The organism is Candidatus Pedobacter colombiensis, from assembly GCA_029202485.1.
Lineage (GTDB): Bacteria > Bacteroidota > Bacteroidia > Sphingobacteriales > Sphingobacteriaceae > Pedobacter > Pedobacter colombiensis.
In genome coordinates this window covers 4,677,677-4,695,262 of record CP119313.1, presented here as the reverse complement: position 1 = coordinate 4,695,262, position 17,586 = coordinate 4,677,677, and the positions used below count along the sequence as shown (strand labels likewise).

The 17,586-nt window shown below is 38.6% G+C and carries 15 protein-coding genes; 12 read left to right on the top strand and 3 right to left on the bottom strand.

Translation table 11 applies throughout. The features are described 5' to 3' along the window. The first annotated feature begins 27 nt into the window (after positions 1-27). The 3 genes from gldL to gldN are packed head-to-tail and all read left to right on the top strand — an operon-like array spanning position 28 to position 3,377. On the top strand, positions 28-831 hold the full coding sequence (gene gldL / locus P0Y49_19515; protein ID WEK18966.1) for a gliding motility protein GldL: 804 nt from the start codon (positions 28-30) through the stop codon (positions 829-831). Positions 832-879: 48 nt separating this feature from the next. Then, complete coding sequence (gene gldM / locus P0Y49_19510) at positions 880-2,421, top strand: gliding motility protein GldM (GenBank protein WEK18965.1); 1,542 nt, start codon at positions 880-882, stop codon at positions 2,419-2,421. Positions 2,422-2,426: 5 nt separating this feature from the next. Next, entirely contained in the window at positions 2,427-3,377 is a 951-nt protein-coding gene (gene gldN / locus P0Y49_19505; protein WEK18964.1) for a gliding motility protein GldN, read from the top strand. A 170-nt stretch (positions 3,378-3,547) separates the two neighbouring features. Here gldN and uvrC read toward each other — a convergent pair whose 3' ends face one another. The 3 genes from uvrC to P0Y49_19490 are packed head-to-tail and all read right to left on the bottom strand — an operon-like array spanning position 3,548 to position 10,281. Then, on the bottom strand, positions 3,548-5,356 hold the full coding sequence (gene uvrC / locus P0Y49_19500; protein WEK18963.1) for an excinuclease ABC subunit UvrC: 1,809 nt from the start codon (positions 5,354-5,356) through the stop codon (positions 3,548-3,550). Positions 5,357-5,378: 22 nt separating this feature from the next. Then, complete coding sequence (locus tag P0Y49_19495) at positions 5,379-7,598, bottom strand: transglycosylase domain-containing protein (GenBank protein WEK18962.1); 2,220 nt, start codon at positions 7,596-7,598, stop codon at positions 5,379-5,381. A 1-nt stretch (position 7,599) separates the two neighbouring features. Continuing rightward, entirely contained in the window at positions 7,600-10,281 is a 2,682-nt protein-coding gene (locus P0Y49_19490) for a gliding motility protein (protein WEK18961.1), read from the bottom strand. 209 nt (positions 10,282-10,490) lie between these two features. On the opposite strand from P0Y49_19490, the gene P0Y49_19485 reads away from it, so the two are divergent. The 9 genes from P0Y49_19485 (at position 10,491) to P0Y49_19445 (ending at position 17,583) form a co-directional block, all read left to right on the top strand. Then, positions 10,491-10,715 carry an AtpZ/AtpI family protein gene (locus P0Y49_19485; protein ID WEK18960.1) on the top strand — a complete coding sequence of 75 codons (225 nt, stop codon included), beginning with the start codon at positions 10,491-10,493 and terminating at the stop codon, positions 10,713-10,715. Between the two features lie 145 nt (positions 10,716-10,860). Continuing rightward, positions 10,861-11,148, top strand: coding sequence for a hypothetical protein (locus P0Y49_19480; GenBank protein WEK18959.1), 288 nt, complete (start codon positions 10,861-10,863; stop codon positions 11,146-11,148). Positions 11,149-11,165: 17 nt separating this feature from the next. After that, positions 11,166-12,284: a F0F1 ATP synthase subunit A gene (atpB, locus tag P0Y49_19475; GenBank protein ID WEK18958.1), complete on the top strand. Its 1,119-nt coding sequence runs from the start codon at positions 11,166-11,168 to the stop codon at positions 12,282-12,284. A gap of 41 nt (positions 12,285-12,325) precedes the next feature. Beyond that, positions 12,326-12,541: an ATP synthase F0 subunit C gene (gene atpE, locus P0Y49_19470; protein ID WEK18957.1), complete on the top strand. Its 216-nt coding sequence runs from the start codon at positions 12,326-12,328 to the stop codon at positions 12,539-12,541. Positions 12,542-12,628: 87 nt separating this feature from the next. Further along, positions 12,629-13,123: a F0F1 ATP synthase subunit B gene (locus P0Y49_19465; GenBank protein WEK18956.1), complete on the top strand. Its 495-nt coding sequence runs from the start codon at positions 12,629-12,631 to the stop codon at positions 13,121-13,123. A gap of 50 nt (positions 13,124-13,173) precedes the next feature. Further along, entirely contained in the window at positions 13,174-13,722 is a 549-nt protein-coding gene (atpH, locus tag P0Y49_19460; protein ID WEK18955.1) for an ATP synthase F1 subunit delta, read from the top strand. Between the two features lie 57 nt (positions 13,723-13,779). Beyond that, positions 13,780-15,354: a F0F1 ATP synthase subunit alpha gene (gene atpA / locus P0Y49_19455; GenBank protein WEK18954.1), complete on the top strand. Its 1,575-nt coding sequence runs from the start codon at positions 13,780-13,782 to the stop codon at positions 15,352-15,354. 12 nt (positions 15,355-15,366) lie between these two features. Then, positions 15,367-16,251, top strand: coding sequence for an ATP synthase F1 subunit gamma (gene atpG / locus P0Y49_19450; GenBank protein ID WEK18953.1), 885 nt, complete (start codon positions 15,367-15,369; stop codon positions 16,249-16,251). A gap of 135 nt (positions 16,252-16,386) precedes the next feature. Beyond that, positions 16,387-17,583, top strand: coding sequence for an AAA family ATPase (locus tag P0Y49_19445; protein ID WEK18952.1), 1,197 nt, complete (start codon positions 16,387-16,389; stop codon positions 17,581-17,583). The last annotated feature ends 3 nt before the right edge of the window (positions 17,584-17,586 follow it).

Genomic DNA, 17,586 nt, shown 5'->3' with positions numbered 1-17,586 from the left:
CATCAAACATCCTTATTAACGAAGAAAATGGCAGCAAAAAAGAAATTCGATTGGTTACACGTTGCAATATCCTGGGGAGCCAGTATTGTAATTATAGGCGCCTTGTTTAAAATATTACACATTGGAGGAGCCTTCGGTAATTTAGCGATAGGTATTGGTTTGGGAGTTGAGGCTTTTCTATTCTTCTTAACAGGATTTAGACAGCCGGAACCGGAACTTCCCTGGGAAAGAGTTTATCCTGAACTGAGTGCTGATTATAACGGAGAGACACGTAAGGTTCCAGTTGCTCAGGTGGCTGTAGCAGGTTCTTCTTCAACTGCTGCCTTAGATAATATGATTAACGCTAAAATTGGTCCTGAATTGATTGAAAGTCTGGGTAACGGTTTGCGTACCTTCGGCGATAAAGTTACTGCAATCTCAAACGTTGCGGATACTTCTGCTGCTACAACAGAATTTACAGCTAAAATCAAAACTGCTTCTGCAAGTTTCGATTCATTGAATGGGGCTTTCCAAAAAGCGACAACTCAACTGGTAGAAATGGGCGAAAGTAATACTTCCGCTACAGCATACCATGACCAGGTAAATGCATTAGCTAAAAATCTTTCTGCTTTAAATGCTGTATACGAATTGGAATTACAAGATTCGAGCGCACATCTTAAATCAATGAATAAATTCTATCAGAATTTATCATTAACGATGAATAACTTTAATGAATCTATGGAAGATTCTAAACAGTTTAAAGACGAGGTTGGTAAATTGGCCAAAAACTTATCTTCATTGAATGCCATCTATGGTAATATGCTGTCGGCTATGAACCAGCCACGTGTATAATTAGCAATCAATTAGTTATTATTTTAACCAGACAGACCTAATTATAAAATGGCCGGAGGAAAAGAATCAACGAGGCAGAAGATGATCAATATCATGTATTTGGTATTGTTAGCGATGCTCGCTTTAAACGTATCAGATACCATACTAAATGCCTTTAAAAATATAAACGACAGTTTGGTTTCTTCTAAAACCAACGTAAATACAAGTATCGATCAATTATTTGCGTCGTTTGAAGGTACAAAACTAAAAGATGAACCAGCCAGAGCCCAACCGATTTGGGAGAAAGCCAATAAGGCTAAGGCGCTTGCTGATGACCTGAACAATTATGTTCAGCAATTAAAAGATGAGTTCCTTAAAGCAGGTGAAGGTATCAATGAAGAAACAGGTGATATCAAGCTTAGGGATAACATGGATATTGCCCAGGGCATCATGGTTAACAAAAAGGAAGGGTTTAAGTTAAAAGACAAAATTAATGAGACCCGTGAGAAATTGATTGGCCTGTTGGACGAAAAGGATCGTGCACATGTAACCTTTTCTTTAGAAGCCAAAGATGCAGTGAAATCTGTAAATGGAAAAAAGGAATGGGTTGACATTAATTTTGGTGAGGGTACACCCCTTACTGCTGCCAACACGATCTTAAGTAAAATTCAATCTGATGTTAAAAATGCAGAAGCTGAAATAGTAAAAAAACTGTTTGGCAATATGGATAAGGCGTTGGTTAATCTGGATCACTTTGAAGCTGTGGCTGTAGCGCCTAGTTCATATGTGGTACAAGGTCAGCCTTATACTGCCGAAGTATTTTTAACAGCCAGCGATAGCCGCTCTAATCCACAGATATCTGTAGGTGGAAGTAACCTTGCTGTAAAAGACGGTAAAGGAACTTATACCGGTAGTACGGGAAGTGTGGGTGTATTTAAATGGAAAGGTATTATTCGCGTGAAACAAACTGATGGTACGGTAAAAGAATACCCTACTGCCGAACAAAGCTATCAGGTAGCCAAGCCTTCAGCAACCGTTTCTCCTGATAAAATGAATGTGATCTATGCTGGTATTCCAAATCCGTTCTCTGTATCAGCTGCAGGTTTCCCATTGGAAAGTGTAAATGCAAGCATTTCGGGCGGATCAATCAAAAAAGAAGGAAGCGGACAATATGCTGTACTTGTCGGCGGTGATCAGGTAGGAAAAACATTAAGTATTAATGTTTCTGCTAATAATGGAGGTAAAACATTGAACCTTGGCGCTCAGCAATTCAGAGTTAAAGCCTTGCCTACACCAAAAGCTTATATTAAAGGTAAATCCGGCGGTAATGTTCCTATGGAATGGATGGAAGGTGCTGGTGCTATTGATACCCAGTTGGAAGACTTTGTTTTTGATGTTAAATTTAAGGTAGTCAGGTTCTCTGCAACTTTTATTAATCCCCGCTCTGATGCTGTTACTATTGCAAATACTGGTGGTGGCTTTGGTGGACAAATAAAAGGTGCTTTAAACTCTATTAAGCCTGGTGCTACCATTATTTTTAAAGATATTGTTTGCGAAGGACCTGATGGTAGACAAAAGGTTTTAGATGGAATAACATTTATAGCTAAATAGAAGAGATGATGAAAAAGGTTTTGTATACAGTCTTAATCCTGTTCTTGTGCTCAGCTTCTTTTGCACAACGCAATAAGAAGCCGGCCGCTAAGCCAGCAGCAAAACCTGCTGTTGTGCAGGCACCTGTGGTAACAGCACCGCCTGTACCGCTTGAACCGGTATCGAAGGTGAATAAGAAGATTAAAACTCCACCAAAAGATGGGTACTCTGTTAGAGCGGATGTTGACAGCAATGTAATGGTTCCGTATGCTGATGTAAGAGAGGAAGACGTGTATTATGCAAAACGTATCTGGCGTGAAATTGATTTAAGAGATACCATTAATTCTGTGTTGAAAGCAGAAAATGCAAAACTGATTGATATTTTACTCGAAGCTGTTTCTAACGAAGAGCTTACTGCATATTCTCCTAAGGATACAACTGCAGGAAAGCTTTTGGAAGACAATGACTCATTTAGAATTGCGCTGACTGCCAAACAGGCATCAGAAGCTGCCAGGGGGCTAACCGAAGGGGGAGCAGATCCTACAACAGGCAAAGTTGCTGAACCGACATTGAGAAAACTAAGATCTGACGAGTTTCTGAAATTCAGAATTAAGGAAGATTGGATACTGGATATCAAGCGTTCTATTTTTGAACCAAGGATTATAGGTCTGGCACCTATGAAAATGGTAGAAGGGAACTGGCAACCGGTATTCTGGATCTATTATGATGATGCAAGGGAGTTGTTAAGTAAAAAACGTTTAACTAACCCTCTTAATGATGCTTCGCAGCTTACTTTTGATGATTTCTTTGTGAGACGTTTGTTCTCCAGCTACATTGTTAAAGAGACAAATCCTGCAAATAAAAATATTGTAGACATATTGGGTCAGACTGATCCTAAAGACACCAGAAAATTATACGAGTCTGAAAGGATTAAAAAATCCATTTCAGATTACGAACAAAGTTTGTGGGAGTATTAGGAACCAGGAGTAAGGAGCCAGGATTAAAGACCAGGCGCATAACTAGAACTTAAAATTATAAAAGCCCGAATACAGTTTAATACTTGTATTCGGGCTTTTATAATTTAGTTCCCTTATCCTTGCCCTTCTAGTCTTTCCTCTTCATATCCTGACTCTTTGATCCTGGTTCCTTAAAGTTTCTGGCTCCCCTTGAAATAGTCCATTAACGCTTTTGCCTGCGCTTTGTTGAGTACCTTTTGCAATTCTGCTTCCTGGGCCTCTTTTATCTTTTTTACAGATTTGAAATGTTGAAGCAATTTGTCTGCGGTAGTTTTTCCAATACCGGGAATTTGTTCAAGTTCTGTCTTGAGTGTACCCTGGTCTCTCTTCTTTCTGTGAAAGGTAATGCCGAAGCGGTGCGCCTCATCACGTAATTGCTGAATAACTTTTAAGGTCTCTGATTTCTTATCCAGGTACAGCGGATAGGGATCTCCGGGAAAGAATAGTTCTTCCAATCGCTTGGCAATTCCAATTACCGTTACCTTCTTTTCTATACCTAATTTTTTTAAGCTCGTCATAGCAGAAGAAAGCTGGCCTTTACCGCCGTCAATGATGATGAGTTGAGGCAAAGTCTCCTCTTCTTCAAGCATGCGCTTATATCGCCTGTAAACCGCTTCTTCCATTGTTGCAAAATCATTTGGTCCTTCAACGGTTTTTACGTTAAAGTGCCTGTAATCTTTTTTGGAAGGTTTAGCGTCTTTAAATACTACGATTGCAGACACCGGATAGGCTCCCTGGAAATTAGAGTTATCAAAGCATTCGATATGTTTAGGTAATTTGGTAAGCCCAAGATCTTTTTGCATTTGGGTAAGGATCCTGTCAGTACGCAAATCTGGATTTAACTTCTCGTATTGGTTTAGCTTCTCCTTTTTGAAGAATAGTACATTTTTTTGAGAAAGTTCGAGTAACTTTTTCTTTTCGCCCAATTTTGGAACTGTAAATTTAAGGTCCTCATCCAGCAGTACAATGTCGAAAGGAACGATGATCTCTTTGGATGTACTGTTAAATCGGGTACGGAATTCTGTAATGGCGATGGTAAGGAGCTCTTCATCGGTTTCATCCAGGCGCTTCTTGATCTCGATGGTTTGGGTTTGAATGATGCTACCATTCATCACTTTCAGGTAATTTACGAAAGCATAGCGCTCGTCTGACGCAATACTAACCACATCTATATTAGTGATGGCACTGTTAACAACGGTAGACTTGCTTTGATATTTTTCGAGCACCTGTAGTTTGAGCTGGTATTGATGTGCATGCTCGAAGTTTAAATCGGCAGCAGCATTTTTAATGACCTGCTTTACATCCTTGATGACATTGCCTATCTTTCCGTTTAAGATGTCTTTAATCTCCTCTATATTGGAGTCGTAGTCTGCCGCTGTCTGATAAGCCTGACAAGGACCTTTGCAGTTTCCAATCTGGTATTCGAGGCAGACTTTGAACTTCCCATCCTCAATATTTTTAGCACTGAGCGGTAAGTTGCAAGTTCGCAATGGATAGGTTTCTTTGATTAAATCCAGAATGGTATGCATCATTCCTACCGATGCATATGGACCAAAATAAGTAGATCCATCCTTAATCATTTTCCTTGTCCAGTACAAACGCGGAAAGGGTTCTTTTTTGATGATGATCCATGGATAGGTCTTATCATCTTTAAGCATGATGTTGTACCTGGGTTGATGCTTCTTAATCAGGCTGTTCTCTAAAAGCCAGGCATCAATTTCGGTATCAACAATGGTAAATGTAATGTTGCGGATTTTGGAAACCAGTACCCTGGTTTTTCCATTCATCTGATTGTCCTTGTTAAAATAGGAGCCAACCCTGTTTCTTAAATCTTTGGCTTTACCAATATAAATAAGCGTGCCTTCAGCATCCCAATACTGGTATACACCAGGATTATGTGGAATGTCGGACAGGGCCTTTTTATAATCGAAAGCACTCATGAATATATTAAGCTAAGGGTTATTAAAAACCTAATTTCTCGTCTGATTCAGTCTTTTGTTCCTGTTGCTGATATTTATCGCAGTCATAAACAATGGAGACTCCACCTTTAGGAAGCTCAAAGTCTGCTTGTGAAATTTTCAACTTTGGATTGGCATAAACACGTTTCATAAAACCTGCAAAGATTGGCAATGCCGTTGTTGCCCCATCGCCACCTGAGGTACTGGTGAAATGGAATGCACGGTCTTCGCAACCTGTCCAAACGCCGGCAACCAACTGCGGACTGATCCCCATAAACCAACCATCAGAGTTGTTTTGTGTGGTACCAGTTTTACCGCCAATAGCTGCTTTAACTCCGTATTTTCCGGCTAAGCGCCAACCTGTACCATTGGTTACCACACCTCTGAGCATTCGGGTCATTACATAGGCAACTTCTTCGCTAAGCACTGGTTTTGGAATAGGTTTCTCCGTGTAAAGCACAACACCATTTCTGTCTTCAATTCTTACGATGTAAGTGGGCTTAGTCCAGGTTCCTTTATTGGCAAATACACTATAGGCACCAACCATATCGTAAACAGAGGCATCAAATGAGCCCAATGCTATGGATGGGTAGGCTGGTACATCGGATGTAATACCCATTTTTTTAGCTAGTGTGGCTACTGCAGTAGCCCCTACCTGTTTGATTAAGTAGGCCGCTATGTAGTTTTGTGACAATGCCAGTGCTTTTTGTAGTGTTAAATAACCCGGAACTGTACCCGAAGATCTTGGCGTCCATGGTGGACTTCCTGGTATTTCGATGGTTACAGGTTCATTTAATACAGTCTGACATGGTGAAATGCCATTCTCTATGGCCACGGTATAGGTGAAAGGTTTAGCGGTAGAGCCCACTTGCCTGGTTCCCATTTTTACCTGATCATATTTAAAATGCTCGTAATTGATGCCACCAACCCATGCTTTAACAGATCCTGTTTGGGGATCCATAGCCATCATGGCATTTCTGAGTAACATTTTATAGTATTTTACCGAGTCGATAGGCTTCATTAAGGTGTCAATGTTGCCCCTCCAGGTAAAAATGCTAAGTCTGGTCGGCGTATTGAAATCTTGTTTGATCTCTTGTTCCGATTTTCCTTCCATTTGAAGGGCCTTGTAACGGTCGGATCTTTTAATACCTTGTTCTATCTGAACTTCTTTGCCCTTAAATGGATCTCTGCCTTTCCAGCTTTTGTCAAATGAAACCTGCAGAATCTTCATATACTCTTTCTGGGCTTCTTCGGCATAGATCTGCATGTCATAATTTAAGGTAGTATAGATCTTTAGACCATCCCTATCTAAATCGTAAGGCACACCATTATTGGATATATTACGCTCCTGGAAAATTCTTTTGATGTCGTTTTTTAATACCGCCCTGAAATAAGGTGCGATACCATCATTTACTGTTGCTGCACTAAAATGAAGACCAAGTGGTTTTTCTTTTTCAGTATCCAACTGCTGCTGGGTAAGTAGGTCGGCCTTTACCATTAATCCCATGATGGTATTTCTACGTGCCAATGCGCGATCAGGATTACGTGTTGGAGAGTATCTGCTGATACCTTTAAGAATGCCAATCAAGGTAGCTGATTGCGCAACGGTTAATTTATCCGGAGTAGTATCAAAATAAACCCTGGCGGCGGATTTGATGCCATAAGCCTGATTTCCAAAATCAACAGTATTGAGGTACATCACCAAAATTTCTTCTTTGGTATAATTACGCTCCAGCTTTACCGCAATAACCCATTCCTGAAATTTTTGTACGATACGCTTGATGAAGTTTTTTTGTCTTCCTTCTTCCGAGAAAAGGTTCAGCGCCAGCTGTTGGGTAATGGTACTACCACCTTGTTTTTTCCCTATCAGGGCGTAAAGAAATATGGTAAAAGTACGTTTAAAATCGATACCTGAATGTTCTTTAAAGCGTACATCCTCTGTGGCAATTAATGCATTGATGACATTCGGGGAAATTTCCTGATAGCTGATGTTGGAACGGTTCTGTATAAAATAGGTGCCCAATACCTTGTTGTCATCAGCTAAAATTTCTGATGCCTGATTACTTTTGGGGTGTTCAATATCTCTGAAAGATGGAAGGGTACCAAATACACCAAATCCAATGGCCATAATGAACAGTGCAAACAATACGATCCCACCTATTAATAGCTTCCATAACCCAAAATTGTACTTCCTGATATCTTCTTTCGAAAGTTGTTTGCTCATTTTAATAATTGTTTTTATAAAAATCCAGGTATTTGTTTAACAAATCTTTACTGGTTAATCTATCAAAGTTTTCTTTACTGATGATGAAGCTGCTGTAAATGTTAGCGGGCACTTTCATAATCTGTTTTAATTGTGGCGTAATTCCCGTTGCATAAGTTTTTGCGTCGTCAAAATTACTAAAGTTCCCTACATATATCAGCTGATCATTGTCAAATTCTTTCAGTTGATGTTTTAAGTTAAAACCGGCATAATTTCCCCTGTTGAATTGTCCGATGCCAAAGCGTGATGAACTAAGTGTTAAAGCTGCATCAGCTACATCAACTACATAATAGTATACGGTAGAGGTGGCTGTACTGAAGATGCTTTCTATTTTAGCCGGAACAGGTGTCACAGGCTTTTCGGTATTTACAGCGATTGGTGTAACTGGTTTTTCTGCTGGTTTAACCGTTTCTGGCGCTTCAGATTGTGGGGCCGGTAAGGATGTTTGTATAGGTGCAGGTACTGCAATTGGTGCGGATACTTGTGCTATTTTGAAAGGAGATTCGTTAGGGTCAAAATCCGGTAATGCAATTTTTCTTTTTTGAAAGTCGGCCAGATGTGCATTGATATAAGCAATATGATCTTTCGCCAATGGAGTGATCAATCTGTCGTCAGGGAATGTTGTTGTGATGGTATTAAAGGCGGTTAACAGCGGATCTAAAGGATTGGTTCTTCCTATGGCGATAGCCTTTAGATAGGCGTACTGAGGGGATAGGTAGTTTTCACCGTTCGTCTTCTGGGCTTCATCTACTCGTTGAATCACCCCGTTAAAATCTTTCTTTTGATATTGTTCAAAGATGTCGTTATACTGTTTGTTGATCGCTGTTTCCAGTTCAGACTGTTTAATGGAGAAGGATGGATCAATGATGGTTTTTGCGTATACAGAGTTTGGGTATTCTGTTAAAATTTTGTTTCTGTAATTATTGGCCGCTGCTTCATCTTTATTTTTAGAGATGAGGAACAGGCTATAGTAGGTGGCTGATAAATGATTGTTTGCCGGAAAACGTGCTAAAAGAATTTGATAAACTTCTGCTGCTTCCTCAGGATCATTGAGCTCCTGTAAATAGAAATTGGCATTGTCATAATAAGCATCAATGATTTTTTGATTCGATATGGCCAGCAATTGTGGAGTGGTTGGCAAGGCATCAGCATACGCTTTGATTTCAGCATTTTGATCTGCCGAGGCTAATATATTTTGTCCCTGATCTACAACTACAGGGGTGTTAATGTTGTTTGTTATGTCCTGAATGGTGCTTTGTGCAGATGAACGAATACTTTGACGCCAGTTGTTCTCCAGCTTCCTGTTTCCCCATTTCTTTTTGAAATCCGAATAACCGGTGCTTAAAGCTCCCGCATTATTAAAGTAATAGGTGCTGGAAGTTGGTGTTTTTTTATTTCCAGCGTCCAGAGTGCCAGGTGTGTTTATGCCAATATTATTTTGATCGGCAATCACGGGTTTGTCTGTAACAGGATTTAATATCGCTTGTATTTTTGCCTGACGATCCTGTTCGGACAGTCTGGCAATAGCCTGTAGTGTATCCTCTTTTGCAATGATCTGATAGCGACTGGTTAAATATTCCAGGTTTTGGTTCTTTTTAAGAATGATATCGTAGCCTGGGTAGCTTTTAGGTAATGTGTTTACGGCACTATCATAATAAAGTTTTGCATTAAGATAGTTGTGGAGCTGTTTAAAGTTGAGATCGGCTATTCTTAAATAAGAAAGACCTTTTTGGTATTGGTTCTTTGTACTTTTTTGAATAGATTTTCTGTAATTTTTTATCGCATTATTATAATCGCCATCGGCAGACAAGCTTTCGGCAATCTGGTAATATACCTGATCATTGTAATCTGTATTTTTATCGTCCTTTAAAAGCGCGAGTAGCTCATCCTGTCTATTGGTTTTTTTTGTGCTCCTTAAGGCATTGAGCTTGATCCGGTTTAAATTGGCGTTGAAATACATTTCGAAAGGCGCGTTGCTCTTTTCGACTTTACGGTAGCTTAATAAAGCGTCTTTATAGTTTTTCTGCTGCTCAGATAATTGGGCCAGGATGTATGTCCACCTGATTCTGTGCTGACTATCATGGCTCTCTTTGATGGCGTCTTTTAAATATAAAATGGCATCGGCATTCTTATGTTGGTAAATGGACATTTGGGCAAGGGTTGCCAATGGCTCTGAAGTGTTTTTCTTTAAACCTGCAATGGCATAAGCCAAAGTGTCCAGTACAATCTTTGCTTCACTAAGCCTTCTTACCTGCATTAAACTTCTGGCTTTCCAGTTTAGCGCTTCAATATAACTTTTAGTGCTTTTTTTATAGTTTATTGTGGTGTAATCGAAGTACTCCGCTGCATTAAAATAGTTCCCTTTATAAAATTGGGCTTTACCCAACAGGTTATAAGCATCATCGAGGTAATTGCTGTTGTTTTTTTCCAGAATGATAGTTTGTGCCTTTTTAATGATATTATCCATTGATTTGCCAGCGGCGCCATCCTTTACCATGAAATTGCTATCGATCTCTGGTCCGATGTAAACCGGAAGGATTTCATCGTAATTTTCCCGGAAACTTTCGGCAAGCTCTTGCTGATGGGTAGTAAGGATAACGTTTGAGTTGTAGATGTAATTATAACGGGCAGTTAAATTTTGCATGCCACGACTGGTGGCATTGTCTTTTTGTGTTCCACAGGCATATATTATGCAAACGCATATACTAAATAGTATTACCTTTAGATTGTGAATAGCGTAACTTTTCAATTATAGGATGATTTAATGCTTATAAACAACAAAATATATGCAAAAGTATTTTATTCATCATTAACTTCTTAACAAAACCTGTTTTATTTATAAATCATTTGTTTATGATAGATCCTAATGAGAAGAAAAAAGGTCTGAATAATTTTGCCCGATACTCATCGATAAGTTTTCAAATGATCGTTGTGATAGGTGTGTTTGCTTTTATCGGTTATAAGATAGATGCTTACAGAAGGGCAAAAACACCGATTTTTACCGCCGCACTGAGTTTGCTTGGGGTAGGGGTCGCGATGTATCAGGTTGTAAAGCAGTTGAATAAAAATGAACCTTGATTGTTGAAACCAATACTATTGTATACTTTTGTGAAAAATTACCGAATTGAGTTTAAGCAAATTTATACTTTCCTACCTGTTATATACCGCTATTTTAGGCGCTATTGCCTATTTCCTTCCGATTGCTTTTCCTGATGTTAAACTTTTGGTCGCAAAGTTTTGGGTTTTGTTCGGCTTTTTGGCCGGGATCACTTTTGTTGCTTATGTTCTGGCTTTTTTAGGTATAAAACGCAATCCTGAAGCGGGAATTATGGCTATTATGGGATCAATTGCCCTGAAGATGCTTTTTTCTATGGCTTTTGTGCTGATTTACAGCTTAAATAGTAAGGAAAAAGGGATGATTTTAGTGTTAAATTTTTTTTCTTTATATTTATTGTTCAGCTTCTTTGAAATATACTCTTTGTTACGTAACTTGCGCCACCAAAATAAATAGTAAAAATCTGCGACTAAATGGATTGTAGCCACGTTTTTGAATTTAAAGTGAATAGGTTAATTGTTGTTTTTACGCTTTTTTTAGCGTTTTTTTCTGTTGCGTCACCTGCATTTGCTCAGGTTGACAGTGCTGTTCTTGCTCACGATACGGTGGCTTTAGCTGCTCATGCTGAATCGCATGGGGCTGAACATGGAAAAGAAAAGTTTGAACCTACAAAAGTAATTATGGAGCATATTGCGGATTCGCATATGTGGCATTTATGGGGGCATCTTTCTTTGCCGCTTCCTGTAATTGTTTATACTCCTGCCGGTTTGGATCTGTTTTCATCAGGTCATTTCCATCATGGGGAGCATGATTATACCAGCCCTAAAAATACTTATCGTTTAGTAGAGGATAAAGTAAAGATTGTTGGTGCTGATGGTAAGGTTGATGAAGCTGCTTCAGCTAAGTTGATTGATTTTTCGATTACAAAGAATGTTGCTGCAATGTTATTTGCTGTTGTAGTAATACTTTTCATCTTTATTTCTGTTGCCGGCGCTTATAGAAAACGTACAGGTAAAGCTCCTAAAGGATTACAATCTTTTATTGAGCCTATCATTCTGTTTGTTAGAGATGATATAGCAAGACCAAATATTGGCCATCAATATGCGAAGTTTATGCCGTATTTGTTAACTGTGTTTTTCTTTATCTGGATTAACAACATGTTAGGTTTGATTCCGATTTTCCCGGGAGGTGCTAACGTTACCGGTAATATCTCTTTAACTTTTGTATTGTCGTTGTTTACCATGATTATTGTAAATATCAACGGTAATAAATACTACTGGAAGCATATCTTTTTGCCGAGTGTACCATTCTGGTTGTGGCCATTGATGGTTATTGTAGAGGTTATCGGTGTGATTTCAAAGCCATTTGCATTGATGATTCGTTTGTTTGCTAACATTACAGCAGGTCACATCATCGTGTTGAGTTTAATCTCCCTGATATTTATTTTTGAAACCCTGGCTATCGCGCCTGTTTCAGTTGCTTTCGTATTGTTTATGGATGTGCTGGAGCTTTTGGTTGCGTTTTTACAAGCCTTTATATTTACATTACTTACTGCATTGTTCATTGGAATGGCAGTAGAAGAGCATCATTAATTAGAAACTATTTTTTACAAATTATATAAATTAAATTAGTTATGGTAGGTTCAATCGCGGCAATTGGTGCCGGTTTAGCAGTAATTGGTGCCGGTATCGGTATCGGTCAGGTTGGTGGAAAAGCAATGGAAGGTATTGCTCGTCAACCAGAGGCTGCATCTAAAATTCAAACTGCAATGATTATTGCTGCTGCCCTTATTGAGGGTGCTGCACTATTCGGTGTAGTTGTTGCATTATTAGGAAACAATCCTGTATAGTCAACCAACAAAATTCAGGCAGGTATTTGGCGATTGGCTTTTTACCTGCCTTAATAAAAAAGAAGAAGTTTAAAAGTATTATATAAGATGGAATTAGTAACCCCGAGTATTGGATTAGTTTTTTGGACAGCTGTAGCTTTTGTTTGCTTGTTAATTTTACTTAAAAAATTTGCATGGAAACCTATACTTACTGCTATTCACGAGCGTGAACAGAGCATTGATGAGGCTTTAAATAAAGCTGAATTGGCTAAGTTGGAGATGGCTCGTTTAACAGCTCAGAATGAAGAGTTGATGAAAGAGGCTCGTGCAGAGCGCGATTTGATCTTGAAAGAAGCGAAAGCGCTTAAAGATAATATTATTCAGGAAGCGAAAACTCAGGCTCACCATGAAGGTACTAAGCTGATTGAAAAGGCTAAGATTGAAATTGAAAACCAAAAGAAAGCGGCTTTGGCTGAATTGAAAAATCAGGTTTCAACTTTATCTCTTGATATTGCTGAGCGCATATTGCGTAACCAGCTTCATGATAAAGTTAAGCAAGAGGATTTAGTGGCTAGTCTTTTAAAAGATGTTGAATTAAACTAGACTTGAGAACAGACTCATATCTACATTTTCACATCTCATAACTAAAATATATGTCAGAAAATAAAGCAGCATCGAGATACGCCAAATCATTAATTGATCTTTCTACAGAGCGCAATGCACTGGAAGAAATTAAGAATGATATGGTATTTTTAGAGCAGGTGATTGATCAGAATCATGAGCTGGAAGCTATCCTTAATAATCCTATTATTCCTTTAAATAAGAAAGCAGGAATTTTGGAGAATATATTTGGAAGTAAGGTAAATGAGGTTACTGCAGCATTTAGTAAGCTGATGGTAAACAAAGGCCGCTCTGCAATTCTATTTGATACAGCAAAAGCTTTTATTGAACAATACAACGCTATTAAAGGGATTGTTACAGCAAATGTAACTTCTGCTACTGAGCTTACTGCTGAAAGCAGAGCTGAGGTTATAGCGATAGTGAAAAAGGAAATTGGCGCCAACGAAGTTGTGATTAAGGAGAAAGTTAATGACAAATTGATAGGTGGCTTTATCTTAACCGTTGGTGATAAGCAATTTGATGCGAGTATTGCCAGCAGTTTAAATAAACTTAAAAAAGAATTTGCTCAGGGCATTGTTTAAGCAAGAGCGAAATAGAGATAACAAATACTGAATTTACAAAAGAAATAATATAAAATTATGGTAGAGGTAAGACCAGACGAAGTATCGGCAATTATCAGGCAGCAATTGGCGGGCTTCAAATCAGAAGCAGAACTTGAAGAAGTTGGTACCGTATTGCAGGTGGGCGATGGTATTGCCCGTGTTTATGGTTTAACTAAAGTTCAATCGGGCGAGTTAGTTGAATTTGAAACAGGCTTGCAAGGAATTGTTTTAAACCTTGAAGAAGATAATGTTGGTGTGGTATTATTAGGCCCATCTGACGAGATCAAAGAAGGTGATACAATTAAACGTACTAAGAAAATCGCCTCTATCAAAGTTGGTGAAGGTATGTTAGGTCGCGTTGTAAATACATTGGGTGAACCAATTGATGGTAAAGGACCAATCATTGGTGAAACTTATGAAATGCCGATCGAGCGTAAAGCTCCTGGTGTGATCTATCGTCAGCCGGTTACTGAGCCTTTACAAACAGGTATCAAAGCTATCGACGGGATGATTCCAATCGGTCGTGGTCAACGTGAGTTGGTTATTGGTGACCGTCAGATTGGTAAAACTGCGGTTTGTATCGATACTATTATCAACCAAAAAGAATTTTATGAAGCAGGTAACCCTGTATTCTGTATATATGTAGCTTGTGGACAAAAAGCAAGTACAGTAGCAAACATCGTTCGTACTTTAGAGGAAAATGGTGCAATGCCTTATACTGTAGTTGTTGCAGCTTCTGCTGCTGAACCAGCTCCATTACAATTTTACGCTCCTTTCTCTGGCGCGGCTATCGGTGAGTTCTTCCGTGATACAGGAAGACCTGCATTAATTGTTTATGATGATTTATCTAAACAAGCTGTAGCTTACCGTGAGGTATCTTTGTTATTGCGTCGTCCACCGGGCCGTGAGGCTTATCCTGGTGACGTGTTTTATCTTCACAGCCGTCTGTTAGAGCGTGCTGCAAAGATCAACTCAAATGATGAGATCGCTCAGGGAATGAACGATTTACCTGAATCTTTAAAAGGTCTCGTTAAAGGTGGTGGTTCATTAACTGCACTTCCTATCATCGAAACTCAGGCTGGTGACGTTTCTGCGTATATCCCAACTAACGTAATTTCGATTACTGACGGACAGATCTTCTTAGAAAGTAACTTGTTCAACTCTGGTATTCGTCCGGCTATTAACGTAGGTATCTCGGTATCACGTGTAGGTGGTAATGCTCAGATCAAGTCGATGAAGAAAGTTGCCGGTACGTTGAAATTGGATCAGGCTCAATACCGCGAGTTAGAGGCTTTCTCTAAATTCGGTTCTGACCTTGATGCTGCTACTAAATCGGTATTAGATAAAGGTGCACGTAACGTTGAGATCCTGAAACAAGGTCAGTTCTCACCAATGACCGTTGAGAAACAAGTTGCGATCATTTATATCGGTACTAAAAACTTAATGCGTTCTGTTCCTGTAAACAAAGTGAAGGAATTTGAAGCGGAATATTTACAACAACTTGAGCAACGTCATGCTGAAACTTTAAAAGCATTAAAAGCTGGTAAGTTTGATGATACAATCACAGGTGTATTGGAAACTGTAGCTAAAGAGCTTTCAAGTAAATATTAATACAAAAAAAGAATGGCTAATTTAAAAGAAGTAAGAATTCGTATAGCGTCAGTACAATCTACACAGCAGATTACCAAAGCCATGAAAATGGTTTCGGCTGCTAAATTGAAACGTGCTACCAATGCTATTGTACAATTACGTCCGTATGCTACTAAGCTTAAAGAGATTCTTGGAAATCTTTCTTCAAGCTTGGAAGGATCATCATCACCTTTTATACAAGAACGTGAGCCTAATAAGGTATTGATTGTAGTAGTTTCTTCTAACCGTGGTTTAGCGGGTGCGTTCAATATGAACGTAATTAAAACTACTAACAACTTAATTGCCGAGAAATATAGCGAACAATACAAAAAAGGTAATGTAAGTATCGTAGCCATTGGTAAGAAATCTCAGGATTTTTATGAGAAACGCAATTACAATGTTATTGGTAACAACAACGACGTATATTCAGCACTTACTTTTGAAAATGTAACTAAAATCACAGATGGCATTATGGCCGGCTTTGTGAAAGGTGAGTTTGATAGAGTGGAGGTAGTTTACAATAGATTTAAAAACGCTGCAGTTCAGATTTTGACTACTGAGCAATTGTTGCCTTTGCCTAAAGCAGAGACAGATGAGACAATTGTAAAGGCTTCAAAGGTTGATTATATCCTTGAGCCTTCTCAGGAAGCGATCGTTGAACAGCTGATCCCTAAATCTATTAAAACGCAATTGTATAAAGCGGTATTGGATTCTCATGCTTCTGAGCATGGAGCACGTATGACTTCAATGGATAAAGCGACTGAGAATGCGGGTGATTTGTTAAAAGCATTGAAGCTTTCATACAACCAGGCACGTCAGGCAGCGATTACAACAGAGCTTACAGAGATTGTAAGTGGTGCGGCTGCATTGAACGGTTAATCATCGTAAACATAATATATAGGGCCCTTATCAATTTGGTAAGGGCTTTTTTTTATTCAGTAAAAACTCTCTCATGGTATAATTGCTATTTATTTACAGCAATTATTTCTATTTTTGCTGTAAATAAATAGCAAAATGGAGAATCTTCAAATAAAATCCAACGTAGTCATCTCAGAACAATCCATGGATATAGTACGTCCTTTGGCAAAATCAATTGACTGGCAGGACAGATTAATTGCCATTTTAGGGGCTCGCGGTACTGGAAAGACGACCTTACTGCTACAAAGAATGAAGGCTGAATATGGAATGGGTAAAGAAGCCTTATATATTACAATGGATGATATTTATTTTACTACTCACCTTCTTTCAGATCTGGCCCTACAGTTCAGGCAACAAGGAGGAAAAATACTATTTATTGATGAAGTACATAAATATCCCAACTGGGCCAAAGAAATAAAAAACATCTATGATTTTTATAAAGACCTTAAAATTGTATTTACAGGATCTTCAATTATAGATATTAATCGCCAAAATGCAGACTTAAGCAGGCGTGCTGTGCAGTATGAAATGGCTGGCCTTTCCTATCGGGAGTTTTTGCAATTCATTGGAGTTGGACAATTTGAAGCACTAAAACTAACCGATATCTTGACCCACCACATTGAAATTGCGAATGGGCTCAGTTTAAAATTTAAGCCACTTCAGTATTTTAATGACTATTTACAACATGGTTATTATCCATTTTTCATCGAAAATATCAATACTTACGCGATTCGTGTAGAACGTGTGGTGCGTTTAATCATTGAAGAAGATCTACAGTTTATTGCGGGATTTAATCCGCATCATTCTAGAAAAATCTATCAGCTGATGGCTATTCTAGCTACCAATGTCCCGTTCAAACCCAACATCACCAAACTAAGTGAGAAAACAGGAATTCACAGAAATATGATTGTCGAATACCTGTATTATCTAAACAATGCCAGGCTAACCAATTCTCTTTCTGCTAATGGAAAAAGTATTAGTATTCTACAAAAACCTGATAAGATATTTCTGGAAAATACCAATCTGCTTTATGCACTTGCCCCTGAAAATGTTGATACCGGATCATTAAGGGAATCATTTTTTATGAACCAGCTTAGCAATAGCAAACATAATATTAATCTGCCTTTAAAAGGCGACTTCTTAATAGATGATACTTATACCTTTGAAGTCGGTGGAAAAGGCAAAACCAATAAGCAGATTGAGGGTATTGATAAAGGGTACATAGCAATGGATAACCTGGAAAGTGGCATTAATAACAAAATCCCATTGTGGTTGTTTGGCTTTCTGTACTAACAA

Bases quoted from the DNA above. Each gene is read 5' to 3' on its own strand.
- P0Y49_19445 (WEK18952.1), top strand. From the start codon at position 16,387: ATGGAGAATCTTCAAATAAAATCCAACGTAGTCATCTCAGAACAATCC.
- P0Y49_19490 (WEK18961.1), bottom strand. From the start codon at position 10,281: ATGCAAAATTTAACTGCCCGTTATAATTACATCTACAACTCAAACGTT.
- P0Y49_19465 (WEK18956.1), top strand. From the start codon at position 12,629: ATGGAATTAGTAACCCCGAGTATTGGATTAGTTTTTTGGACAGCTGTA.
- gldL (WEK18966.1), top strand. From the start codon at position 28: ATGGCAGCAAAAAAGAAATTCGATTGGTTACACGTTGCAATATCCTGG.
- gldM (WEK18965.1), top strand. From the start codon at position 880: ATGGCCGGAGGAAAAGAATCAACGAGGCAGAAGATGATCAATATCATG.
- atpG (WEK18953.1), top strand. From the start codon at position 15,367: ATGGCTAATTTAAAAGAAGTAAGAATTCGTATAGCGTCAGTACAATCT.
- P0Y49_19495 (WEK18962.1), bottom strand. From the start codon at position 7,598: ATGAGCAAACAACTTTCGAAAGAAGATATCAGGAAGTACAATTTTGGG.
- atpH (WEK18955.1), top strand. From the start codon at position 13,174: ATGTCAGAAAATAAAGCAGCATCGAGATACGCCAAATCATTAATTGAT.
- uvrC (WEK18963.1), bottom strand. From the start codon at position 5,356: ATGAGTGCTTTCGATTATAAAAAGGCCCTGTCCGACATTCCACATAAT.
- atpB (WEK18958.1), top strand. From the start codon at position 11,166: ATGGATTGTAGCCACGTTTTTGAATTTAAAGTGAATAGGTTAATTGTT.
- P0Y49_19485 (WEK18960.1), top strand. From the start codon at position 10,491: ATGATAGATCCTAATGAGAAGAAAAAAGGTCTGAATAATTTTGCCCGA.
- gldN (WEK18964.1), top strand. From the start codon at position 2,427: ATGATGAAAAAGGTTTTGTATACAGTCTTAATCCTGTTCTTGTGCTCA.
- atpA (WEK18954.1), top strand. From the start codon at position 13,780: ATGGTAGAGGTAAGACCAGACGAAGTATCGGCAATTATCAGGCAGCAA.
- atpE (WEK18957.1), top strand. From the start codon at position 12,326: ATGGTAGGTTCAATCGCGGCAATTGGTGCCGGTTTAGCAGTAATTGGT.